Raw genomic sequence first — 21222 nt, forward strand, 5'->3', positions numbered from 1 at the left:
CCATCAACCCGCCCTGCCGCCTCAAGCGGCGGGCACCTGTCCCTGATTATCGTGTCTCACGATAAGGGTGCACTTCAGCATCCGCCGATCAAGTGGCCCCGGATTGCGCTGCGCTCCATCCGGGCTACGCACGTCACCCCACGGCCACGCTTGCAGATAGTTTCAGCCATCACGATAAATTACCCCGCGAAACCACATCCAAAACCCTCCCGTAGCTGCGGCGAACGACGGCGCAATCGAATAGCCGCACCGTCGTTGCCTTCATCCCCGGCGGCAGCTCCGCCGGTCATTGTTAGCCAAACGGGAGATTGTCCGTGTTGAAACGTACAGCACTTCTCGCCGCCGCAGCGTTCAGTGCGCTGGCGTTCACCGCAAGCGTGATGGCGCCGGTTCGCGCCGAGGAAAAGACCGTGATGGTCGGCGGCGCCGCGATGTTCCCGTCCAGGAACATCATCCAGAACGCGGTTAATTCCAAGGACCACACCACCCTCGTCGCCGCGGTGAAGGCCGCCGGCCTCGTTGGCACGTTGGAAGGCAAGGGCCCGTTCACCGTGTTCGCGCCGACCAACATGGCGTTCGGCAAACTGCCGGCCGGCACCGTCGAAACCCTGGTCAAGCCGGAGAACAAGGCGACGCTGACCAAGATCCTGACCTATCACGTCGTGCCCGGGAAGTATGAAGCCTCCAGCCTTGCCGACGGCAAGAAGCTCACGACAGTGGAGGGCGAGGAACTGACGGTGAAGAAGCAGGACGGCAAGGTCTGGATCGGCGACGCCAAGGGCAACTGGTCGACGGTGACGATCTCCAACGTCAACCAGTCGAACGGCGTGATCCATGTGGTCGACACCGTGTTGATGCCTGCCTCCTAAGCGAGAGACCAGCGAGCCGGGGAAACCCGGCTCGCTTTTTTGTGACCGCGAAGCGCCGTTCGTATCGCATTGATACCGGGTGTCGCGGTAACAAGGCCCCGATCCGGGCGTATAGATCGGTAACGAACCCCGAGCAGGGAAACAGCCATGTCGAGCCTTGCAGTCAGCAACGAGCATGCCGCCGCCAGCACGGGCAAGGTGATCCAGCCGGCCTGGGTGCGGATCGTGCACTGGATCAATGCGGTGGCGATGATCCTGATGATCATGTCGGGCTGGCAGATCTACAACGCCTCGCCGCTGTTCAACTTCACCTTCTCCCGCAGCATCACGCTCGGTGGCTGGCTCGGCGGCGCGCTGCTCTGGCACTTTGCCGCGATGTGGCTGTTGATGGTCAACGGCCTGGTCTATCTCGTCCTTGGCTTCGTCACCGGCCGCTTCCGCAGGAAGCTGCTGCCGATTACCCCAAGCGGCGTGATCTCGGACACCAAGGCGGCGCTGACCTTCAAGCTCTCGCATGACGATCTCGCCAAGTACAATTACGTGCAGAAGCTGCTCTATGCCGGCATCATCATCGTCGGTGTGATCATCGTGCTGTCGGGGCTGTCGATCTGGAAGCCGGTGCAGTTGCAGTGGCTGACCGCGCTGTTCGGCGGCTATGACATCGCGCGCTATGTCCATTTCATCTGCATGGCGCTGATCGTGGCCTTCCTCGTCATTCACGTCGCGCTGGCCATCCTGGTGCCGAGGAGTCTGCGCGCCATGATCATCGGCCGCTGAGTTAAGGGAGAAAGACGATGGGTCGTATCCGCAAGCTCTTGATCCCCGGCGTCGACAAGAAGCTCCTGGTCAAGGACGCCGTGAAGCTGATGCCTGATCTGACACGCCGGCGTTTCATCACCGGCGGCGCCAGCTTGGGGGCGCTGACGCTGCTCACCGGCTGCGATGTCATCGACAGCTCCTCGGCCGAGACGATGCTGGCGCAGGTTTCGAAGTTCAACGATGCGGTGCAGGCCTGGATGTTCAATCCGAATGCGCTGGCGCCGACCTTTCCTGAAAGCGCCATCACCAAGCCGTTTCCGTTCAACGGCTATTACGATGTCGACGAAGCGCCCGACATCGACGGCAAGGACTGGAAGCTGGAGGTACGCGGCCTGGTCGCAAACAACAAGCCGTGGACGCTGGAGGAGCTCTACAAGCTGCCGCAGGTCAAGCAGGTCACGCGCCATATCTGCGTCGAGGGCTGGAGCGCGATCGGCAGTTGGACCGGCACGCCGCTGCGCGATTTCTTGAAGCTCGTCGGCGCCGACACCCGCGCGAAATATGTCTGGTTCCAGTGCGCCGACAAGGACGGCTACAACTCGCCGCTGGACATGCCGACCGCGCTGCATCCGCAGACCCAGATGACCTTCAAATTCGCCGACGAGATCCTGCCGCGCGCCTACGGCTATCCGATGAAGATCCGGGTCCCGACCAAGCTCGGCTTCAAGAACCCGAAATATGTGATCTCGATGGAAGTCACCAACGACTACAAAGGCGGCTACTGGGAAGACCAGGGCTACAATTCGTTTAGCGGAAGCTGAGTTTCTCGCTGTCATTCCGGGCTCATCGCTTCGCGCTGCCCGGAATGACAGCACCCGTCATTGCGAGCGAAGCGAAGCAATCCATGTCTCCACTTGCCGCACTATGGATTGCTTCGCTCCGCTCGCAATGACGACGCCGGGAAAGCGCGCCTACCTACGCCGTCACGTCCAGCTTCCTTTGGAACGCCGAGAGGATCGCGCCCAGCGCCAGCATCGCCGCCGATATGTTCAGCGCGACCGACAGGCTGCCGACAGCATCGGTGATCGCGCCGACGACGATCGGCCCGATGGTCTGGCCGATCCCGAACGAGATCGTCAGCGCCGCGATTGCAGTCGGCCAGGACGATGGCGGATAGTTGAAGCGCACGAAGGCCGTGGTCGATCCCACCACTGCGAAGAAGGCGACGCCGAACACCAGGGCGGAGACTGCGAGCAGCAGCGGCGAGTGTCCGAAAATCGGTAGGCCAGCGCCGATCGCGTTGACGCCGAGGATGATCGTGGTGGCAAGCCCGCCGCGGTTGAGCCCCAGCACGCCGCGCCACACCCACGGTGTTACGAAAGCGCTCAGCCCGATCAGGCTCCAGAAGGCGCTTTGCGCCAGTGCGCCGCCGCCGGCGTCGCGCACATAGGCGATCATGAACGTCATGTAGGCGATATAGCCGGCACCGAACAGGAAATAGCCGCCGAGATAGATCGCAACCGGCGCTATCGCGAACTTCGCCGCGGACTCCTGCCTGGTCATGGCATCGGACGGGAAGGATGCGAGCCACAGCGGAATGGTCATGATGGCCGCGAGCAGTGTCATCGCCCACCACACGATCCACCACGAGCCCGGGCCGAACCATTGCAGCACGAACGGCGCCACCAGCCCCGACAGCAGGATGCCGCTGCCGGGTCCGGCATAGAACAGGCTGAGCAGGAAATTGGCGCGTTCGGGCCGCGTCTGCGCGATCATCGCCGCAAGCGCGCCGCCGCCGACGAAGCCGGCAGCAGCGCCAAGGCCGGCGAGCAGCCGCGCAAAGCTCAGCACCACGTAGTTCGCGGTGATGGCGCAAAGCGCGAGCGACACCACGCAGGCCAGCGTTCCCCAGCGTACCGACGCCACCAGCCCGAAGCGCCGGATCAGCCGTGCGGCGAGCAGCGCGCCGATCAGATAGCCGGCGGCGTTGATGGTGTTCATGAAGCCCGCCGCCGAATAGGACCACGCAAGCTGCTCGCGCATATCAGGCAGCACCAGCGAATAGGCGAAACGGCCGATGCCGAGCCCCGCGGTCGGCGCCAGCGACAGGATCAGAATCAGCCGCGCGGGGTGCGCGGAAGATGGGGGAAGGTCGGGGGCTTTCACTGAGAACTCCGGCAGGCCCGCATTGTGGCAGGCCTGGCCATGCTTGCACAGGCCAGCTCCGGGAATGGTGTCTTGCCAACCGCGCAACAGCGCTTTAGCACTCCGCGCGGATTTCCTTAGATCTCAAGGCGAACACCCCATGGCGACCCACAAGCTCCTGCTCCTGCCCGGCGACGGCATCGGCCCCGAAGTGATGGCGGAGGTGAAGCGCCTGATCGGCTGGCTCAAGGCGGAAGGAATCGCCACCTTCGAGACCGAAGAGGGGCTGGTCGGCGGCGCCGCCTATGATGCGCACAAGGTCTCGATCTCGGAAGGCGACATGGCCAAGGCGAAAGCCGCCGATGCCGTGATCTTCGGCGCGGTCGGCGGGCCGAAATGGGACAGCGTTCCCTATGAGGTGCGGCCCGAGGCCGGCCTGCTGCGGCTGCGCAAGGATCTCGGCCTGTTCGCCAATCTGCGGCCCGCCGTATGCTATCCGGCGCTCGCGGATGCCTCCAGCCTGAAGCGCGAGGCGGTCGAAGGGCTCGATATCGTGATCGTGCGCGAGCTCACCGGCGGCGTCTATTTCGGCGAACCGAAGACCATCACCGATCTCGGCAACGGCCAGAAGCGCGCCATCGACACCCAGGTCTACGACACCTACGAGATCGAGCGTATCGCCCGCGTCGCCTTCGACCTTGCCAAGAAGCGCCGCAACAAGGTGACCTCGATGGAAAAGCGCAACGTCATGAAATCGGGCGTGCTCTGGAACGAGGTCGTCACCCAGGTGCACAAGCGCGAATACCCCGATGTGACGCTGGAGCATCAGCTCGCCGATTCCGGCGGCATGATGCTGGTGAAATGGCCGAAGCAGTTCGATGTCATCGTCACCGATAATCTGTTCGGCGACATGCTGTCCGACATCGCGGCGATGCTCACCGGCTCGCTCGGCATGCTGCCGTCGGCTTCGCTCGGCGAGACCGATGCCAAGAGCGGCAAGCGCAAGGCGCTGTACGAGCCGGTGCACGGCTCGGCGCCGGATATCGCAGGCCAAGGCCTTGCCAACCCGATCGCGATGCTCGCTTCGTTCGGGATGGCGCTGCGCTACTCCTTCGACATGGGTGCGCTCGCCGACAAGCTCGATGCCGCAATCGCCGCCGTGCTCGCAAGCGGCCTGCGCACCGCAGACATCAAGTCCGAAGGCGCGACATCAGCCTCGACCACGCAGATGGGCGAAGCAATTCTGAAGGAATTGCAGAAGCTGCACGCTTAGGCCGTAACACCGGTGTCGTCCCGGCCTTGTGCCGGGACCCATAACCACCGGTGGACGTGATCAAGCAAGACTGGGGCCGCAGTTAGGGCCGCAACGCGCAGTTGTGGCTATGGATCCCCGCCGTCGCGGGGACGACCAAGGTGGGGTCAGCTCAATACAGCGGGAACCGGGTCGGCTCGCCACCCAAATCCGACGGCGGGTTGAGCGGCTGGCGGTCGATCGGCCGATTGAGGTTTTCCCGCGCGAAGTCCGGGTACCCGAACGGCGACGGGAAGGCGTAGTCCTGGAACTTGCGGTCACCCGGCAGCACCTCGGTGCCGGCATCGAGCCAGGAGCGGGTGGTCACGAAGACGCGGGTGCGCGGTCCCTGCTGGTAGGAACGGTTGGGCCCCTGGCCTCCGTAAGTGACCCGGCCGTCGCGGTCATACCGGAGCTGGTCCTGACGCCTGCTCTGGGCATCGGCAGGGCTGGCGAGGAGACCGGCCACGGCCGCGGCGGTGGCAAAAAATGCCGCGAGCTTGGTCGCAGCAGGGAATTTGGCAGTCATTTCATCCTCGTCACTGTGCCCGCACGCGGGGCTGGCAGATCGCCCATCTGATTTGGCCATATTGTAGCCTTGGCGCAACGGTCGCAACTAGGTCAAATGCGCCACACCCGCGCGCAATAATGCCGCGGGAAGCGCAAAAGTTTCATGAAAACCAGTGCCTTGCCGCGATAACGCCATCATCGACGGCGCCGCAACCGATGGCGGCCGGCCTCTAAGTGATTACATAGCGTCACGGCGCGAGGCGGCCGGACCAGCAAAGCGCTACGACTAACGTTGTCTTAACGGCGTTTCTCGCATAGAAGCGCTGCGCTTCCTGATCCGCCAGACTGCGCGGGCGAGCATTTTTCCTCGGAGAATGAACGATGGGTTACAAAGTCGCGGTGGTGGGTGCGACCGGTAATGTCGGGCGGGAAATGCTCGGCATTCTGGACGAGCGCAAATTCCCGGCTGACGAGGTGGTCGCGCTGGCCTCGCGCCGCAGCGTCGGCGTCGACGTCTCCTATGGCGATCGGACCCTGAAGGTCAAAGCGCTCGAGCATTACGACTTCTCCGATGTCGACATCTGCCTGATGTCGGCGGGTGGCGCGGTGTCGAAGGAATGGTCGCCGAAGATCGGCGTTGCCGGCGCGGTCGTGATCGACAATTCCTCGGCCTGGCGCATGGATCCGGATGTGCCGCTGATCGTGCCGGAAGTGAATGCGGACGCGGCGGCGGGCTTCACCAAGAAGAACATCATCGCCAATCCGAACTGCTCGACCGCGCAGCTCGTGGTGGCGCTGAAGCCCCTGCACGACAAGGCGACGATCAAGCGCGTCGTGGTCTCGACCTATCAATCGGTCTCGGGCGCCGGCAAGGACGCGATGGACGAATTGTTCTCACAGACCAAGGCCGTCTACACCAATGACGAGCTGATCAACAAGAAATTCCCCAAGCGCATCGCCTTCAACGTCATCCCGCACATCGACGTGTTCATGGAGGACGGCTACACCAAGGAAGAGTGGAAGATGATGGCGGAGACCAAGAAGATTCTTGATCCCAAGATCAAGCTCTCCGCGACCTGCGTGCGCGTGCCGGTCTTCGTCGGCCATTCGGAAGCCGTCAACATCGAGTTCGAGAACCCGATCTCGGCGGATGAGGCGCGCAACATCCTGCGCAATGCGCCGGGCTGTCTCGTCATCGACAAGCAGGAGCCCGGCGGCTACGTCACGCCCTATGAGGCTGCGGGCGAGGACGCCACCTATATCAGCCGCATCCGCGAGGACGCGACGGTGGAGAACGGGCTCGTGCTGTGGTGCGTGTCGGACAATCTGCGCAAGGGCGCCGCGCTGAATGCGATCCAGATCGCCGAATGCCTGATCAACCGAAAGCTGCTCACCGCCAAGAAGAAGGCGGCCTGAGAGTCGCGATTGGTGAATGACCGGGGAGCCGGAATCGATGACCGACGAGCCGGTTCCCTATCGGCCTGATCCCAGGCTGAAACGCGTTGAGATCGGCTTCGAAAGCCTGATCTTCAACAGCCGCTGGCTGATGGCGCCGTTCTATTTCGGTCTCGTCGTCAGCCTCGCCGTGCTGCTCTACAAATTCGTCGCGCTGCTGTGGGAATTCATCCTGCACGTGCCGTACGCCAAGGAATCCGACATCATCCTCGGCGTGCTCTCACTGATCGACGTGTCGCTGACCGGCAATCTGATCCTGATCGTGGTGTTCTCGGGCTATGAGAACTTCGTGTCCCGGATCGATCCCGCCGGCCATCCGGACTGGCCGGAATGGATGACCAAGGTCGATTTCGGCGGCCTGAAGCAGAAGCTGCTGTCCTCGATCGTGGCGATCTCGGCGATCCAGGTGCTGAAGGCCTTCCTGAACATCGATGCGATCTTCGACGCGCAGAAGCTCGGATGGCTGGTTGGCATCCACCTGGTGTTCGTGATCTCGACCCTGATCCTGGCGTTGTCGGACCGCTGGGGCGCCGGCCACGGGGCGGATTAGGTTGATTGGCGAATAGGGAGTAGCGAATAGCGAGTGGAATTACGCTACTCGCTACCCGCCATACGCGCACTCACGAATTCCTTCGTCGTCCGGTCGAGCACGAACAGCGAGCCTTCGGCGACGCCGAAATAGGCGCCGTGCAGGCTCGTCTCGCCCTTCTGCACCCGCTCGCGCACGAACGGGAACGTCATCAGGTTCTCCAGCGAGCGGAACACCGCGGCTTTCTCGATCCGGATGGTGAAATCCTGCATCGTCTCATGCTCGCGCTGCTCGACTATCTCGCCGGGCTTGATGAACATCTGCATCCATTTGCCGATGAAGTCGCCGGGCGACAGCGGCTGGATTTTATCGATAAAGGCGCGGATGCCACCGCATTGGGCATGGCCAAGCACGACGATGTGCTTCACCTTGAGCACGCTGACGGCATATTCCAGCGCCGCCGAGACGCCGTGGGCGCCGCTGTCGGGCTGGTAGACCGGAACCAGGTTGGCGACGTTGCGCACCACGAACAATTCACCCGGCCCGGCGTCGAAGATCACTTCCGGCGAGACGCGGGAATCGCAGCAGCCGATCACCATCACTTCGGGTGACTGGCCGCGCACGGACAATTCGCGGTAGCGGGATTGTTCCGTGGGCAGCCGCTGCGTGGCGAAAGCCCGGTAGCCGTCGAGCAGATTTTTCGGGAAGAGCTCCATGCCCTTGCCTAACCACAAGCCGATGACCGGAACAAGGCTTTCGGAGCGATGGCCGAAATGATAGGCGGGATGGAAACGACCGAAAGGAAACGACCATGACCCGTCCGCGCCGCAGCCTGTTGTTTATGCCCGGATCCAACGCGCGGGCGCTGGAGAAAGCGCGCAACCTGCCGGCCGACGGTCTCATCCTCGACCTCGAGGATTCGGTGGCGCCGGACGCCAAGGGCCTGGCGCGGGACCAGATTGCTGCGGCTGTGGCGGCCAAGGGCTTCGGCAAGCGCGAGGTGCTGGTCCGGATCAACGGCCTCGACACGCCGTGGTGGGTCGACGACATCGGCATGGCCGGCAAGGCGCAGCCCGACGGCATCCTGGTTCCCAAGGTCTCCAGCGTCGACGACCTCAATGCGATTGCCGACCGCCTGAGCGACATCAACGCGCCTGCCTCGATCCGGGTCTGGGCCATGATCGAGACCGCGCGTGCGGTGCTGCATGCCGAGGAACTCGCCGCGGCCTCAAAGGATTCCGAAACCCGGCTTGCGGGTTTCGTGTTCGGCCCGAACGACATTTCGCGGGAGACGCGGATCAAGATGCAGCCGGGCCGTGCGATCATGATTCCGATGATCACCCATTGCATCCTGGCGGCGCGCGCGCACGGATTGGAGATCCTCGACGGTCCCTATAGCGATTTCGCCAATGTCGATGGCTTTGCCGCCGAATGCGCACAAGCGCGCGATCTCGGTTTCGACGGCAAGACACTGATCCATCCGGGCCAGATCGAAGCCTGCAACGCGATCTTCACCCCGCCGGCGGAAGAAGTGGCGGAAGCCCGCAAGATCCTCGCCGCGTTCGACAAGCCGGAGAATGCCTCGCGCGGCGCGATCCAGATCGACGGCCGCATGGTGGAGCGACTCCACGCCGAGATGGCGCGCCGCACGATCGCAATCGCGGATGCGATCGCAGCAATGAAGGGTTGAGACGACGGTTAGCGAAATTTTTCCGCCGCCCACGCGTAGAGACTGCCCGGGATCGGCGCTTCGTGGCCGCGGCCTTTCGGCGAGATGTGCAGGCCGATGACGTCGGGGTTGCCGAGCAGTTTCGAGAAGTCGCGCGGTTCGAAGAACAATTTCGGTTCGGCGTGCACGGCGTAAAATGACTGCTTCGGCAGGGCGTATTGCAACTCCCCTGCGCGGCGGGCGAGCGCGGTGATCGCCGGCGGGCCGTAGAGCGAGATCCGGATATCGGAGAGACGGTCGGAAACGCCGCGCAGGCGTCGCAGCGCGAAGACGACGCGATGACGAAGCGCGAGCCACTCCGGCGTCAGCTCCTCCTGCTTCATCAATCCTTCGAAGGCGCGCACGATCGGATCGTCCGGTGGCAGATAAAGCACGGAGTTGCCGAGCTGGCGCGGCCGCTCCCACGCAAAATAAGGCTTGGCCGGATCGATCTCGATCGGCTTCAGCAGCAGCACATCGGCATCGAGCCAAACGCCAGCGCGCTCAGTCATCAGCCGCATGCGGAAGAAATCGCTGAACTGCAGGATGGTCCAGCCGTGCCAGCTCCCGTCCGGCCCCGGCGGGCGCAGTTTCTCGGAGAACGCATGCGGCAGGATTGCCTCGGCCTCCGCATTGCCGACGCCGTCGGGCAGGCCGGGCAGCGGATCGAAACTGTAGACGGTGACCTTGTGACCGGCCGCGACCTGCGAACGCAGGCAGGTCAGCCGCAGCCGGTCGAGCGGACCGTGCCAGAAGCTAACGACGTCCGGACGCATGCGCCGTCCCTCTAGAGCATGATCCGGAGCGGAAAGATCAGGCCCAGGCGCGCTCGCGGCTGGCCTTGGCCTCGTAGTCGTCGATCGACGACTTCTTCTCCATCGTCAGCCCGATATCGTCGAGACCGTTGATGAGGCAGTGCTTGCGGAACGGGTCGATCTCGAACTTCACGGCGCCGCCGTCGGGACCGCGGATTTCCTGGTTCGCCAAGTCGATCGTCAGCGTCGCATTGGCGCCGCGCTCAGCGTCGTCGAACAGCTTGTCGAGGTCTTCCTGGGCAACGCGGATCGGCAGGATGCCGTTCTTGAAGCAGTTATTGTAGAAGATGTCGCCGAACGAGGTCGAGATCACGCAGCGGATGCCGAAATCGAGCAGCGCCCAAGGTGCGTGCTCGCGGCTCGAGCCGCAGCCGAAATTGTCGCCGGCGACCAGGACCTTGGCATTGCGATAGGCCGGCTTGTTCAGCACGAAGTCGGGATTCTCGCTGCCATCGTCCTTGTAGCGTTGCTCCGAGAAGAGCCCCTTGCCAAGGCCGGTGCGCTTGATGGTCTTCAGGTACTGCTTGGGGATGATCATGTCAGTGTCGACATTGATGATCTTCAATGGCGCCGCGACGCCCTCCAGCTTGGTAAATTTTTCCATCGATCGCACTTCCCGGTTCAAGGTGGGATAGGGGTTATCTATCCCGAAAAACCCCCTGAAAAAAGGCCAATTTACGCAATCCTAGCCTGCGGCAGCCTCGATCGCCTCCATATCGGCGTCCGAAAGGCCGAAATGGTGGCCGATCTCATGGACCAGGACGTGGCGGACGATGTGGCCCAGCGTCTCCTCGTGCTCGGCCCAATAGTCGAGGATCGGCCGGCGGTAGAGCCAGATCATGTTGGGCAAATGCGGGATGTCGCCATGGCTCTGGTGCGGCAGACCTATGCCCTGGAACAGGCCGAGCAGGTCGAATTCGCTTTCGCAGCCCATCTCGTCCATGACTTCGTCGGTCGGGAAATCGTCGACGCGGATAATCACGCCTTCGCAAAGACTGCGAAAACGCTGGGGCAGGCGCTCGAAAACGTCATGCGCCATGACCTCCATTTCGGCGAGCGACGGCGCTTTGGCTGTGGTCCACATGGCGTCTGTTTAGCGCGAGTTTCGCACAGGGCGCCAGCGCTGTTGACCTTGTCGCGGCAATCGGAGACCGTACGGCCCGCGAACAGGACTTTGGGTGGGCGTGATGCGGCGGATCGTGATGGGAATGCTACTGGCGGCTTTGGCGGGAGCCTCGCTGCCGGTAGCGAGCGCGCAGGCGCAAACGGCGCCATCGGCCAGGGCTGCTGTGCAGGCGACTACGCCCACCATTTCCGAGACCTCCGCGCAACGTCGGCGGCCGCTGCGACGGATTCCGATCTACCGCCAGGATCACTGGGAACCGGATGTCATTCCGCGCTACAATCCGGGCCCGAACGCCGTGCGCGATTGCACTGCCCACTATGTGCAGGAATACCGGCCGAGCGGGACCGTGATCACACCGCGCATGCACTGCTACTGGCGTCCCGGTTAGCTTCCCGCTGGAGCGTGATGACTTTCTTCGAATCGTCATCCCGCTCTAGCTCTTTGTTTGAGCATGATCTTTTTCGGAAAACCGGTCTCCACTTTTCCGGATCAGCTCTAGCCGCATCGCCAATCGCCAATACCGCGGGCGGCCAGAATTCCTGACTTTGTCAGGGAACTGAAACGCGCAGTCCTGCGTTCACGTCCGCGGCGCAGATTCATTCCCTCCACATTCACGTCGTCCGCTTCTGCTTGCGACCTGCGTCGCGGCAGCCTCACTCGATTCGAATCGATGGTTGCAGACGTGACATCCGAGGACGTTCGGGAGAACAAAAAAATGAAAGTGACAAAACTTCTGGGGCTGGTTGCCGCCGGTTCACTGCTTGCTCTTGCCGTGCCGGGCGAGCATGCTCACGCGCTCTCGCTGAACAGCCCCGGCGCTGCTGCGGCGGTTCAGGATGCTCCGAAGCAGATGTCGGGGACGACCGAAGTGCGCTGGCAGCCCCGCCGCCATCACCGTTGGCACCGCCCGCATCCTCGCCGCCACTGGCGCCGCTAACAGGCACGCGGCATTCAACGCAGAGCGCACAGGCCCGTTAGCAACGGGCCTGTTTTGATTTTGGCCGCGAAATCGGCATGATGGCTTCCTTATCGCCCGCCCGATTGCTTCAAGGAGTCCTGTCATGAAAAGTTGGATCGGTATCGCGCTCGTCGTCGGTGTATTGGCATTGGCATCAACGCCGTCGCTGACGACGAGGGCAGCAGCGCAGCAGCGGATCGTCACGGAAACGGCCGACACAGGCAAAGCCACGGATCTCAGCGCCCGCCGCTACAGGCCATACTACCGAAACGTTGATCGGTCCTATGCGGGCTTCTATTACAGGCCCTATCAGCCTTACGTTCGCACTTACACGGAGCCTTACTACTTCCGACCATATCCATATGACAGGCTGGTCCCGTACGCATTCGGCTTCCGGCATGACCCGTGGTGGTGGTGAAGACGGAAAGCCTCCCAGCAGAGGGCGACCGCGTCGCACGCTTCGTATTATAGGGCGTTCACTTCGTTATCTCTGACGTCGTGACAGGAGCGACCGAACATGCGCGACGACGCGCCGCTGACGCGGCGCAATCATCGTTGGGCACGTAGCAGCGAACCGCAGGAGATGTGGACGCCCGGGGTCAAGCCCGGGCGTGACAAGTCAGTCGCGAAATCGACCTCTCAAATCGGTGCGGTGCATCAGTCCCAGTCCCTGAACTTCCAGGACTTCAGCTTCCACGGCGTCAGATTCTCCACCCGCCATTGCGCCCAGCGGTCCGGCGGCCAGTGGCTGAGGCGCGAGGTCTCTTTCGCCTGCGGCATTGGATCGATCACGCGCGGCATGGTTCGGCGCCGGCTCTGGCGCGTCGCCTCGCTGATCATATCGACATATTCGCGCTTGTCGGCCATGGCTGGCTCCTTGCGAAACGATGCATTCGCAAGGAGCAAGTTTGCGCCTCGTCGCTTAACGAGGCGTTTCCGGGATCGATCGAGCTTGAACGAAGGCGGTTAGCGCCAGTCCCTCACGTCGACGAAGTGGCCGGCGATTGCCGCGGCGGCCGCCATTGCCGGCGACACCAAATGGGTGCGGCCCTTGAAGCCCTGGCGTCCCTCGAAGTTGCGGTTCGAGGTGGAGGCGCAGCGCTCCTCCGGCTTCAGCTTGTCCGGGTTCATGGCAAGGCACATCGAGCAGCCCGGCTCGCGCCACTCAAAGCCGGCCTTGATGAAGATCTTGTCGAGACCTTCCGCCTCCGCCTGCTCCTTCACGATGCCGGAGCCCGGCACGATCATGGCGTTGACGTTGGCATTCACCGTCTTGCCTTCAGCGATCTTGGCCGCGGCGCGCAGATCCTCGATGCGGCCGTTGGTGCAGGAGCCGATGAAGACGCGGTCGAGCTTGATGTCGGTGATCTTCGTGCCCGCTGTCAGGCCCATATATTTCAGCGCGCGATGCTTGGAGAGACGCTTGGCCTCGTCCGCGATCTTGTCGGGATCTGGCACGAAACCGGTAACCGAGATGACATCCTCCGGCGAGGTGCCCCAGGTCACGATCGGCGGCAGCTTCGCTGCGTCCAGCCGGAGTTCGTGATCGAAATGCGCGCCCTCGTCGGAACGCAGCGTCTCCCAATAGCGCAGCGCCGCATCCCAGGCCTCGGCCTTCGGTGCCTTCGGACGACCGCGCAGGAAGTCGAACGCCTTCTCGTCGGGCGCGACCAGGCCGGCGCGCGCGCCGCCTTCGATCGACATGTTGCAGACGGTCATGCGGCCTTCCATCGACAGTGCGCGGATCGCCTCGCCGGCATATTCCAGCACGTAGCCGGTGCCGCCGGCGGTGCCGATCTCGCCGATGATGGCGAGGATGATGTCCTTGCCGGTCACGCCTTCGGGCAATTTGCCGTCGACGGTGACGCGCATGTTCTTGGCTTTCTTCTGGATCAGCGTCTGCGTCGCGAGCACATGCTCGACTTCGGACGTGCCGATGCCGTGCGCGAGTGCGCCGAACGCGCCATGCGTCGAGGTGTGGCTGTCACCGCAGACGATGGTGGTGCCGGGCAGGGTGAAGCCCTGCTCGGGGCCGATGACGTGGACGATGCCCTGGCGCTTGTCGAACTCGTTGTAATATTCGATGCCGAATTCCTTGGCGTTCTCGGCCAGCGCCTTGATCTGCTCGATGCTTTCAGGGTCGGGGTTTGGCTTGGTGCGGTCGGTGGTCGGCACGTTATGGTCGACGACGGCCAGCGTCTTTTGCGGCGCGTGGACCTTGCGGCCAGCGGTGCGCAGGCCTTCGAACGCCTGCGGCGAGGTGACTTCGTGCACCAGATGGCGGTCGATATAGATCAGGCAGGTGCCGTCTTCGGCTTCGTGCACCAGATGGTCGTTCCAGATCTTGTCATACAGGGTGATCGGTTTGGACATGAGCATCAGCTCCAGCGATGTTGTGATAGCGGATCGGCGCGGTTAGGCGCCGGGGCAAACGAAGGGACGGCGCAGCATCAAGCTGCGCGCGTAAGCTCCGACGTCGCCGAGGTCGCAAAGCGCCCGAAGAACCGGCCAGGCAGCCGCGAGCGATCGTCGATCACGACGCGCTTGATGGGCTCGATGCTGGTCTGATCTGGAACCATTCTACAAATATATAGCAGGCCAATCCGGAATCGCGAGTGCTTTCAACGCGCGTCAGGATGCGCCATATGCGCGATTAAGTGACCTTCACCCTGAGGAGCCCGCCACCGGCGGGGCCTCATCCTTCGGGACGCGCGTTCCGCGCTCCTCAGGATGAGGGGTGACGCCAGCATCCGCTGTGACGGCGGTAACAAAAAAGGCGCGGGGACCGGCCCCGCGCTCTTGGTCGCATCCGAGTTGGTCGGATGGGATTACTCGTTGACCGCGGCGGCGCGATCCTGCTTGTCCTGCTTCTCGACGATGCGGGCAGATTTGCCGCGCAGGCCGCGCAGATAATAAAGCTTGGCGCGACGCACCTTGCCGCGGCGCACCACCTTGATCGAGTCGATCATCGGCGACATCACTGGGAAGACGCGCTCCACGCCCTCGCCATAGGAGATCTTGCGCACCGTGAAGCTCTCGTTGAGGCCGGAGCCCGAACGGCCGATGCAGACGCCTTCATAGGCCTGCACGCGGGTGCGATCGCCTTCGACCACCTTGACGTTGACGATTACGGTGTCGCCGGGCGCGAATTCCGGGATCTGTTTGGTCGCAGCGAGCTTGTCGTACTGCTCTTTTTCGAGCTGCTGGATGAGGTTCATTGAAATCTCCATCGGAGGCGCGCCCAGCACCGACGCGGGCTGCGCAAGAATTCGGTCTATCCTGATTGCGGATTTGGGCGCTCCTATAAGGCAAAGCGGAGGCTTTGTCACCCGTCTGTCGTGTTTTTTGTGCCGTGCCGCGCGGCCCATAAGTCCGGCCGCCTGGCCCGGGTCAGAGCCTCGGATTGGGCCTGACGCCAAGCTGCAACCTTGGCATGATCGCCTGACGTGAGGATTTCCGGGATCGGCCGGCCCTCGAACTCCTGCGGGCGGGTAAATTGAGGGTATTCCAGTAGTCCTTCTGAGAAGCTTTCGTCCTCCCCGGAGGCCTGCTTGCCCATCACCCCCGGCAACAGCCGCACGCAGGCGTCAATCAGGGCCATGGCGGCGATTTCTCCGCCCGAGAGCACATAATCCCCGATCGAGACCTCCTGAAGGCCGCGCGCCTCGATTACCCGCTCATCGACCCCCTCGAAACGGCCGCAGACGATGAGGGGACCTGGGCCGGACGCGAGTTCCGCAACCAGGGACTGGGTCAGTGGCCGACCGCGCGGGCTCATTAAGAGCCGTGGCCGGTTCGGCGCGATCTCGGTGGCATCGATGGCGGCGGCCAGGATGTCGGCACGGAGCACCATGCCCGGCCCGCCGCCGGCGGGGGTGTCGTCCACGCTGCGGTGCCTGTCGGTCGCAGAATCCCTGATGTCCCGCGTTTCCAGAGCCCATAGCCCGGAGGCGAGTGCTCTGCCGGCAAGGCTGACGCCGAGCGGCCCGGGAAACATCTCCGGGAACAGGGTCAGGACGGTGGCGCGCCATATGGTCAGATCGGTCATCGGGTTCCGTTACGGTACCACAACCATGAGGTCGAGACGTTGCGTAGATCGTCGTCCCGGCGAAGGCCGGGACCGATAGCCCCAGGCGCCTATGGTGCGAGTAGCTGTCGCACCAGCCAATGCAACGACGGATAGCTGTGGTTATAGGTCCCCGCCTTCGCGGGGACGACTCGAGGAGGGTTCCTCGCCGTCAATCTCTTCAGGCAATTCGACGACGACCCGTCCGGCGGCGAGATCGACGGTCGGCACCACTGCGTTGGTGAACGGCAGCATCATGGTCGCGCCCTGCGGCGGTGCGATTTCGATGATGTCGCCGGCGCCGAAATTATGGATCGCAACGACCTTGCCAAGCGGCTGGTCGGCGGTCGTGACAGCGGCAAGGCCGATCAGATCGGCGTGGTAGTATTCGTCGTCGTCCGTTTCGGGCAATCGCTCGCGCGGAACGTAGAGCTCGAGCCCGTTCAGCCGCTCGGCCTCTTCGCGCGTAGATACGTCCTTGAACGTCGCGACCAGATGATCCTTCGCCTCGCGGACATGCGCGACCTCGAACTGGCGCGTGCCGTCCTTGGTCGTCAGCGGGCCGTAATGCTTCACGGCCAGCGGGTCTTCGGTGAAGGTCCAAAGCTTAACGGCGCCGCGCACGCCATGCGCAGCGCCGATCCGAGCGACGCAAACCGGTGTGGACACCGTCGTGCGCCGAAAAGCTTACGCCTTCGCGGCGGCTTCGGCCTGGGCCTTCCGCTCCTTGCGCGGCACGGCCTTTTCCGGGTTGTTGCGCGGCGCGCGCTTCACGACGCCGGCCGCATCGAGGAAGCGGGTGACGCGGTCCGACGGCTGCGCGCCCTTGGCGAGCCAGGCCTTCACCTTGTCCATGTCGAGCTTCAGCCGCGCCTCGCTGTCCTTCGGCAGCAGCGGATTGAAGTGGCCGAGCCGCTCGATGAAGCGGCCGTCGCGCGGAAAGCGCGAGTCGGCGACGACGACGTGATAGACCGGACGCTTCTTGGTGCCGGCGCGCGCAAGACGGATAACGACAGACATTTAGTTCTCCTGATGAATGGTTTGATTTGGATATTGGTCAGTTACGCCGTCATTGCGAGCGCAAGCGAAGCAATCCATAGCGCCGCATGTGGAGGCGTGGATTGCTTCGTCGCTTCGCTCCTCGCAATGACGAGAGACGTCATTTCTTCTTCCCCGGAAAGCCGCCGAGGCCCGGCAGTGTCGGCTTGCCGCTGAGGCCGGTGAGCCCTGGCACGTTCGGCAGGCCCTGGCGCAGCCCGACGGGGAGTTCCTTCGGCAGGTTTGGCAGGCCGCCACCGGGCGCGCCCTGCATCTTCTCGGCCAACGCCTTCATCTCTTCCGGCGAAGGTGGCTTCATGCCGCCGCCAAAACCCATCGCCTGCGCGATGCCGGCGAGCGGGCCGCGTTTGCCCGAACCCATGGCCTTCATCATGTCGGACATGTTCCGGTGCATCTTGAGCAGCTTGTTGACCTGCTCGACGTTCTGCCCTGCGCCTGCGGCGATGCGCTTCTTGCGGCTGGCCTTGAGGATGTCCGGGTTCTTGCGCTCCTGCCGCGTCATCGAATCGATGATCGCGACCTGGCGCTTCAGGATCTTGTCGTCGATCCCGGCGGCGGCGATCTGGTTCTTCATCCTCGCAATGCCGGGCATCATGCCCATCAGGCCGCTGATGCCGCCCATATTCGCCATCTGCATGAGCTGCTCGCGCATGTCGTTGAGGTCGAACTGGCCCTTGCGCATCCGCTCGGCGGTGCGCGCGGCCTTCTCCGCATCGATGTTGGCGGCGGCACGCTCGACCAGCGACACCACGTCGCCCATGCCGAGGATGCGGCCGGCGATGCGGCTCGGATGGAAGTCCTCCAGCGCGTCGGTCTTTTCGCCGGTACCGATCAGCTTGATCGGCTTGCCGGTCACCGCGCGCATCGACAGCGCGGCGCCGCCGCGGCCATCGCCGTCGACGCGCGTCAGCACGATGCCGGTCAGCCCGACGCGCTGGTCGAACGAGCGCGCGAGATTGACCGCGTCCTGGCCGGTCAGGGAGTCCGCGACCAGGAGCACTTCATGCGGATTGGTGGCGGCTTTGATCTCGGCCGCCTCTTGCATCATCTCTTCGTCGAGTGTGGTGCGGCCCGCGGTGTCGAGCAGCACGACGTCATAGCCGCCGAGCTTGCCGGCCTCGATCGCGCGCCGTGCGATCTGTGGCGGCTTCTGGCCGGCGACGATCGGCAGCGTCGGGATGTCGAGGTCGCGGCCGAGCACGGCCAATTGCTCCATCGCCGCCGGACGATAGACGTCGAGCGACGCCATCAGCACCTTGCGCTTGTCGCGCTGGACCATGCGGCGGGCGAGCTTTGCGGTGGTGGTCGTTTTACCGGAACCCTGCAGGCCGACCATCATGATCGGAACCGGCGGCACCGTGTTGAGGTCGATGGTCTGGCCGTCGGAACCGAGCGTGGCGACCAGCTCGTCATGGACGATCTTGACCACCATCTGGCCTGGCGTGACCGACTTGACGACGGTGGCGCCGACCGCTTGCTCGCGCACGCGCTCGATGAAACTCCTGACAACCTCGAGCGCGACGTCGGCCTCGAGCAGCGCGCGGCGCACTTCGCGCATCGCGGCGTCGACATCCTTTTCGGTGAGTGCACCGCGCCCTGTCAGCCGATCAAGGATGCCACCAAGCTTTTCCGACAGATTGTCGAACAATGCCGTTGTCCTTTGCCTGTTATAGGCGCTGCCTTAACTCTTTGTCCGTCATACCCCGCGAAGGCGGGGTATCCAGTACGCCGGGACCTCGCATCAAAACGAACGCGGCCGGTTACTGGATCACCCGCCTTCGCGGGTGATGACCACCTAGGTGTCCCGACGCAGAACGCCAAGACGATCTGCCAAAAGACGGTCTTCCAAACACTTTCGCGCCCGAGGGCGCACAGCGCTGTCGGGCGTTGACCTCCGGTCTCGATGGGCCGGTCGGCGGGTCGAAAAGAACGATCTTTCCGAGAAAGTGGCGGCGTTAAACCCCCACTGGGGCCGAAAGTCAAGGAAAAGTCGGGTGAGGTGATCCGAATTGAACCCGTAAAGACATGAAAGTACTTATGTTTCGGTCATCGGTTCCGATTTATGTACTCACCGCCATATAAATTCCCACGTCACTACCCGTGATACAGGCCCGTGCCCATCACCCGTCGCCGCATTTTTGGACTGCTCGCCGGTACTGCCGCCGTAGTGGGCGTGCCGTCTGCTTGGATCGACCGCATGAAGACCTATGACGGCCCCGTCTCCGATCATTTCGATGGCTTGCGCTTCTTCGATCCGCACGGCGCGCCGCCCAAGAAACTGGCTGAGGTGCTGCGCTGGCAGTTCGACGGCGAGCGGAAGCGCGTGGCCTGGCCGGACTGGGTGCCAAGTCCTCACGCCGATACGCCGCCGCCGCGGGTCGAGGGCGACAAGGTGCGGCTGTCCTTTGTCGGCCATGTGAGCTGGCTGATCCAGGCCGCCGGTCTCAATATACTGGTCGACCCGGTGTGGTCGATGCGCGCCTCGCCGTTCTCCTGGGCGGGACCGAAGCGACGCAATGATCCCGGCATCGCCTTCGAGGCGCTGCCCGAGATCGATGTCGTGCTGGTATCGCACGGCCATTACGATCATCTCGATATCGCGACGCTGTCGAAGCTGGCGGCGAAGTTCTCGCCGCGCGTGGTCACGCCGCTCGGCAACGACGTCACCATGCGCGAGGCGGATCGCGCGATCAAAGCCGAAGCGTTCGACTGGCAGGATCGTGTCGAGCTTGGCAACGGCCTCGCGGTGACGCTGGTGCCGACCCGGCACTGGTCGGCGCGTGGGCTGCTCGACCGCAACAAGGCGCTGTGGGCGAGCTTCGTGCTGGAGACGCCGGTTGGCAAGCTCTACATCGTCTGCGATTCCGGCTATGGCGATGGCGGGCATTTTCGCCGTGTCGCCGAGGCGCACGGCCCGCTGCGCCTCGCGATCCTGCCGATCGGCGCCTATGAGCCGCGCTGGTTCATGCGTGACCAGCACATGAATCCGGAAGATGCGGTGAAGGCGCTGGCCGATTGCGGCGCCGCGCAGGCGCTGGCGCATCACCACGGCACGTTCCAGCTGACCGATGAGGCCATCGATGCGCCGGTGATCGCGCTCGGCGAGGCCCTGGACCAGGCGGAAGTGCCGCGGGACAAATTCGCGGTCCTGAAGCCGGGACAGGTGTTCGAGATCTAACGTCGTCCCGGCCGAGCGCGGGACGACAGCCCAATTGGTTCGGCTTGCTTACTGCTTCGGCTTGATCGCCCAGGACACGTTCACCGAGACCGACAGCGTCTCCTCGCCCGGCGCAACCGGCGCTGCGGCTGCCATTGGCGCGGCCATCTTGCCGCGGAAGAGGGGCGTCGGCGGTCCGCCTTCCGTGACGCTGAGTGCATCGCCAAGCGTGACGCCGGCCGCCCTGGCGTAGATTTCCGCCTTGCGACGCGCGTCGGCGACGGCCTTTTCGCGTGCGTCATCGAGCAGTTTTGACGCCTGCGAGACCAAGAAGCCGATACCGCCGATCTCATTGGCGCCGGCGCCAACCAGGACATCGATCAGGCCCGCGATCTTGGTGATGTCGCGCACCTTGATGATCACGCGATTGGTGGCGCGATAGCCGGAAATCGTTGCCGGTCCGGGCCGGCTTTGCGCCGACGGATATTGCGGCTGCAGCGACAATCGCGAGGTCTGGTAGTCCTTCTCATCGATGCCGGCGCCTTTCAGCGCCAGCAGCACCTTGCCCATTGCGGCGTTGTTGATGTCGGACGCCTCGCGCGCGGTCTTGGCTTCCGAGGTTACGCCGGCGTCGATCTCGGCCTGGTCGGGCGCTGCCGAGATGGTGGCTTCGCCGTTGACGGAAATCGCAGGAGGCGGGACCGTCTGCGCCAGGGCAGGCGATGCCGCCAGCGCCAGCGCCGCGAGGGCAACGAGCTGTTTCATTCGCTTCACT

Annotated in this window: 25 protein-coding genes; 11 read left to right on the forward strand and 14 right to left on the reverse strand. The window is 63.6% G+C overall.

What is annotated here, in order from left to right; all coding sequences use genetic code 11:
• The first annotated feature begins 314 nt into the window (after positions 1-314).
• The 3 genes from AC5ZGW_RS18910 (at position 315) to AC5ZGW_RS18920 (ending at position 2449) form a co-directional block, all read left to right on the forward strand.
• Positions 315-869, forward strand: coding sequence for a fasciclin domain-containing protein (locus tag AC5ZGW_RS18910; protein WP_130229074.1), 555 nt, complete (start codon positions 315-317; stop codon positions 867-869).
• A 147-nt stretch (positions 870-1016) separates the two neighbouring features.
• On the forward strand, positions 1017-1646 hold the full coding sequence (locus AC5ZGW_RS18915) for a cytochrome b/b6 domain-containing protein (RefSeq protein ID WP_130229075.1): 630 nt from the start codon (positions 1017-1019) through the stop codon (positions 1644-1646).
• A 17-nt stretch (positions 1647-1663) separates the two neighbouring features.
• Positions 1664-2449, forward strand: a complete 786-nt coding sequence (locus tag AC5ZGW_RS18920; RefSeq protein ID WP_130229076.1) for a molybdopterin-dependent oxidoreductase — start codon at positions 1664-1666, stop codon at positions 2447-2449.
• Positions 2450-2603: 154 nt separating this feature from the next.
• Here AC5ZGW_RS18920 and AC5ZGW_RS18925 read toward each other — a convergent pair whose 3' ends face one another.
• The gene (locus AC5ZGW_RS18925; protein ID WP_130229077.1) at positions 2604-3794 is read right to left on the reverse strand and encodes a YbfB/YjiJ family MFS transporter; all 1191 of its coding nucleotides are present in this window, start codon (positions 3792-3794) and stop codon (positions 2604-2606) included.
• 139 nt (positions 3795-3933) lie between these two features.
• On the opposite strand from AC5ZGW_RS18925, the gene leuB reads away from it, so the two are divergent.
• A complete protein-coding gene (gene leuB / locus AC5ZGW_RS18930) occupies positions 3934-5046 on the forward strand; it encodes a 3-isopropylmalate dehydrogenase (protein WP_130229078.1) in 1113 nt (370 codons plus the stop codon).
• Between the two features lie 151 nt (positions 5047-5197).
• Here leuB and AC5ZGW_RS18935 read toward each other — a convergent pair whose 3' ends face one another.
• Positions 5198-5593, reverse strand: coding sequence for a hypothetical protein (locus AC5ZGW_RS18935; RefSeq protein WP_130229079.1), 396 nt, complete (start codon positions 5591-5593; stop codon positions 5198-5200).
• A gap of 362 nt (positions 5594-5955) precedes the next feature.
• On the opposite strand from AC5ZGW_RS18935, the gene AC5ZGW_RS18940 reads away from it, so the two are divergent.
• Entirely contained in the window at positions 5956-6990 is a 1035-nt protein-coding gene (locus AC5ZGW_RS18940) for an aspartate-semialdehyde dehydrogenase (RefSeq protein ID WP_130229080.1), read from the forward strand.
• 37 nt (positions 6991-7027) lie between these two features.
• Entirely contained in the window at positions 7028-7579 is a 552-nt protein-coding gene (locus tag AC5ZGW_RS18945) for a TIGR00645 family protein (RefSeq protein WP_130229081.1), read from the forward strand.
• Between the two features lie 44 nt (positions 7580-7623).
• On the opposite strand, the gene AC5ZGW_RS18950 is transcribed toward AC5ZGW_RS18945, so the two are convergent.
• Complete coding sequence (locus AC5ZGW_RS18950) at positions 7624-8274, reverse strand: carbonic anhydrase (RefSeq protein ID WP_130229082.1); 651 nt, start codon at positions 8272-8274, stop codon at positions 7624-7626.
• 95 nt (positions 8275-8369) lie between these two features.
• On the opposite strand from AC5ZGW_RS18950, the gene AC5ZGW_RS18955 reads away from it, so the two are divergent.
• Positions 8370-9248 carry an HpcH/HpaI aldolase/citrate lyase family protein gene (locus AC5ZGW_RS18955; RefSeq protein ID WP_130229083.1) on the forward strand — a complete coding sequence of 293 codons (879 nt, stop codon included), beginning with the start codon at positions 8370-8372 and terminating at the stop codon, positions 9246-9248.
• 8 nt (positions 9249-9256) lie between these two features.
• Here AC5ZGW_RS18955 and AC5ZGW_RS18960 read toward each other — a convergent pair whose 3' ends face one another.
• The 3 genes from AC5ZGW_RS18960 to AC5ZGW_RS18970 form a co-directional block, all read right to left on the reverse strand.
• The gene (locus AC5ZGW_RS18960; protein WP_130229084.1) at positions 9257-10042 is read right to left on the reverse strand and encodes a glycosyltransferase family 32 protein; all 786 of its coding nucleotides are present in this window, start codon (positions 10040-10042) and stop codon (positions 9257-9259) included.
• Positions 10043-10079: 37 nt separating this feature from the next.
• Entirely contained in the window at positions 10080-10685 is a 606-nt protein-coding gene (leuD, locus tag AC5ZGW_RS18965) for a 3-isopropylmalate dehydratase small subunit (RefSeq protein WP_208829809.1), read from the reverse strand.
• 81 nt (positions 10686-10766) lie between these two features.
• Positions 10767-11165: a metallopeptidase family protein gene (locus AC5ZGW_RS18970; RefSeq protein ID WP_028165133.1), complete on the reverse strand. Its 399-nt coding sequence runs from the start codon at positions 11163-11165 to the stop codon at positions 10767-10769.
• Positions 11166-11283: 118 nt separating this feature from the next.
• On the opposite strand from AC5ZGW_RS18970, the gene AC5ZGW_RS18975 reads away from it, so the two are divergent.
• From AC5ZGW_RS18975 to AC5ZGW_RS18985, 3 genes are all read left to right on the forward strand, one after another.
• Positions 11284-11595, forward strand: a complete 312-nt coding sequence (locus AC5ZGW_RS18975; RefSeq protein WP_496113945.1) for a hypothetical protein — start codon at positions 11284-11286, stop codon at positions 11593-11595.
• Positions 11596-11922: 327 nt separating this feature from the next.
• Positions 11923-12144 carry a hypothetical protein gene (locus AC5ZGW_RS18980; protein WP_130229085.1) on the forward strand — a complete coding sequence of 74 codons (222 nt, stop codon included), beginning with the start codon at positions 11923-11925 and terminating at the stop codon, positions 12142-12144.
• Between the two features lie 124 nt (positions 12145-12268).
• Complete coding sequence (locus tag AC5ZGW_RS18985) at positions 12269-12583, forward strand: hypothetical protein (RefSeq protein WP_130229086.1); 315 nt, start codon at positions 12269-12271, stop codon at positions 12581-12583.
• 239 nt (positions 12584-12822) lie between these two features.
• Here the strand turns inward: AC5ZGW_RS18985 and AC5ZGW_RS18990 are convergent, their stop codons facing one another.
• From AC5ZGW_RS18990 to ffh, 7 genes are all read right to left on the reverse strand, one after another.
• On the reverse strand, positions 12823-13032 hold the full coding sequence (locus AC5ZGW_RS18990) for a hypothetical protein (protein ID WP_028166208.1): 210 nt from the start codon (positions 13030-13032) through the stop codon (positions 12823-12825).
• Positions 13033-13131: 99 nt separating this feature from the next.
• Positions 13132-14538, reverse strand: coding sequence for a 3-isopropylmalate dehydratase large subunit (gene leuC, locus AC5ZGW_RS18995; RefSeq protein WP_130229087.1), 1407 nt, complete (start codon positions 14536-14538; stop codon positions 13132-13134).
• A 455-nt stretch (positions 14539-14993) separates the two neighbouring features.
• Positions 14994-15383, reverse strand: coding sequence for a 50S ribosomal protein L19 (gene rplS, locus AC5ZGW_RS19000; protein ID WP_028166210.1), 390 nt, complete (start codon positions 15381-15383; stop codon positions 14994-14996).
• 107 nt (positions 15384-15490) lie between these two features.
• Positions 15491-16213: a tRNA (guanosine(37)-N1)-methyltransferase TrmD gene (gene trmD, locus AC5ZGW_RS19005; RefSeq protein ID WP_130229088.1), complete on the reverse strand. Its 723-nt coding sequence runs from the start codon at positions 16211-16213 to the stop codon at positions 15491-15493.
• A gap of 141 nt (positions 16214-16354) precedes the next feature.
• Positions 16355-16900, reverse strand: a complete 546-nt coding sequence (gene rimM / locus AC5ZGW_RS19010) for a ribosome maturation factor RimM (protein WP_130229089.1) — start codon at positions 16898-16900, stop codon at positions 16355-16357.
• Positions 16901-16918: 18 nt separating this feature from the next.
• The gene (gene rpsP / locus AC5ZGW_RS19015) at positions 16919-17251 is read right to left on the reverse strand and encodes a 30S ribosomal protein S16 (RefSeq protein ID WP_130229090.1); all 333 of its coding nucleotides are present in this window, start codon (positions 17249-17251) and stop codon (positions 16919-16921) included.
• A gap of 139 nt (positions 17252-17390) precedes the next feature.
• Positions 17391-18938 carry a signal recognition particle protein gene (gene ffh, locus AC5ZGW_RS19020; RefSeq protein WP_130229091.1) on the reverse strand — a complete coding sequence of 516 codons (1548 nt, stop codon included), beginning with the start codon at positions 18936-18938 and terminating at the stop codon, positions 17391-17393.
• 465 nt (positions 18939-19403) lie between these two features.
• On the opposite strand from ffh, the gene AC5ZGW_RS19025 reads away from it, so the two are divergent.
• Entirely contained in the window at positions 19404-20468 is a 1065-nt protein-coding gene (locus AC5ZGW_RS19025) for an MBL fold metallo-hydrolase (RefSeq protein WP_165435491.1), read from the forward strand.
• A 48-nt stretch (positions 20469-20516) separates the two neighbouring features.
• On the opposite strand, the gene AC5ZGW_RS19030 is transcribed toward AC5ZGW_RS19025, so the two are convergent.
• Positions 20517-21212, reverse strand: a complete 696-nt coding sequence (locus AC5ZGW_RS19030) for an SIMPL domain-containing protein (protein WP_130229092.1) — start codon at positions 21210-21212, stop codon at positions 20517-20519.
• Between the last annotated feature and the right edge of the window lie 10 nt (positions 21213-21222).

This window comes from Bradyrhizobium sp. Crot121 (assembly GCF_059512385.1).

Excerpts from the sequence above, each read along its gene's own strand:
- AC5ZGW_RS18955 (WP_130229083.1), top strand. The coding sequence starts at position 8,370 with ATGACCCGTCCGCGCCGCAGCCTGTTGTTTATGCCCGGATCCAACGCG.
- AC5ZGW_RS18975 (WP_496113945.1), top strand. The coding sequence starts at position 11,284 with ATGGGAATGCTACTGGCGGCTTTGGCGGGAGCCTCGCTGCCGGTAGCG.
- AC5ZGW_RS18985 (WP_130229086.1), top strand. The coding sequence starts at position 12,269 with ATGAAAAGTTGGATCGGTATCGCGCTCGTCGTCGGTGTATTGGCATTG.
- AC5ZGW_RS18960 (WP_130229084.1), bottom strand. The coding sequence starts at position 10,042 with ATGCGTCCGGACGTCGTTAGCTTCTGGCACGGTCCGCTCGACCGGCTG.
- AC5ZGW_RS18945 (WP_130229081.1), top strand. The coding sequence starts at position 7,028 with ATGACCGACGAGCCGGTTCCCTATCGGCCTGATCCCAGGCTGAAACGC.
- AC5ZGW_RS18980 (WP_130229085.1), top strand. The coding sequence starts at position 11,923 with ATGAAAGTGACAAAACTTCTGGGGCTGGTTGCCGCCGGTTCACTGCTT.
- AC5ZGW_RS18915 (WP_130229075.1), top strand. The coding sequence starts at position 1,017 with ATGTCGAGCCTTGCAGTCAGCAACGAGCATGCCGCCGCCAGCACGGGC.
- AC5ZGW_RS18990 (WP_028166208.1), bottom strand. The coding sequence starts at position 13,032 with ATGGCCGACAAGCGCGAATATGTCGATATGATCAGCGAGGCGACGCGC.
- trmD (WP_130229088.1), bottom strand. The coding sequence starts at position 16,213 with ATGACCGATCTGACCATATGGCGCGCCACCGTCCTGACCCTGTTCCCG.
- leuD (WP_208829809.1), bottom strand. The coding sequence starts at position 10,685 with ATGGAAAAATTTACCAAGCTGGAGGGCGTCGCGGCGCCATTGAAGATC.
- rplS (WP_028166210.1), bottom strand. The coding sequence starts at position 15,383 with ATGAACCTCATCCAGCAGCTCGAAAAAGAGCAGTACGACAAGCTCGCT.
- leuC (WP_130229087.1), bottom strand. The coding sequence starts at position 14,538 with ATGTCCAAACCGATCACCCTGTATGACAAGATCTGGAACGACCATCTG.
- AC5ZGW_RS18970 (WP_028165133.1), bottom strand. The coding sequence starts at position 11,165 with ATGTGGACCACAGCCAAAGCGCCGTCGCTCGCCGAAATGGAGGTCATG.
- AC5ZGW_RS18940 (WP_130229080.1), top strand. The coding sequence starts at position 5,956 with ATGGGTTACAAAGTCGCGGTGGTGGGTGCGACCGGTAATGTCGGGCGG.
- rpsP (WP_130229090.1), bottom strand. The coding sequence starts at position 17,251 with ATGTCTGTCGTTATCCGTCTTGCGCGCGCCGGCACCAAGAAGCGTCCG.
- leuB (WP_130229078.1), top strand. The coding sequence starts at position 3,934 with ATGGCGACCCACAAGCTCCTGCTCCTGCCCGGCGACGGCATCGGCCCC.
- AC5ZGW_RS18935 (WP_130229079.1), bottom strand. The coding sequence starts at position 5,593 with ATGACTGCCAAATTCCCTGCTGCGACCAAGCTCGCGGCATTTTTTGCC.
- AC5ZGW_RS18920 (WP_130229076.1), top strand. The coding sequence starts at position 1,664 with ATGGGTCGTATCCGCAAGCTCTTGATCCCCGGCGTCGACAAGAAGCTC.
- AC5ZGW_RS18950 (WP_130229082.1), bottom strand. The coding sequence starts at position 8,274 with ATGGAGCTCTTCCCGAAAAATCTGCTCGACGGCTACCGGGCTTTCGCC.
- AC5ZGW_RS19030 (WP_130229092.1), bottom strand. The coding sequence starts at position 21,212 with ATGAAACAGCTCGTTGCCCTCGCGGCGCTGGCGCTGGCGGCATCGCCT.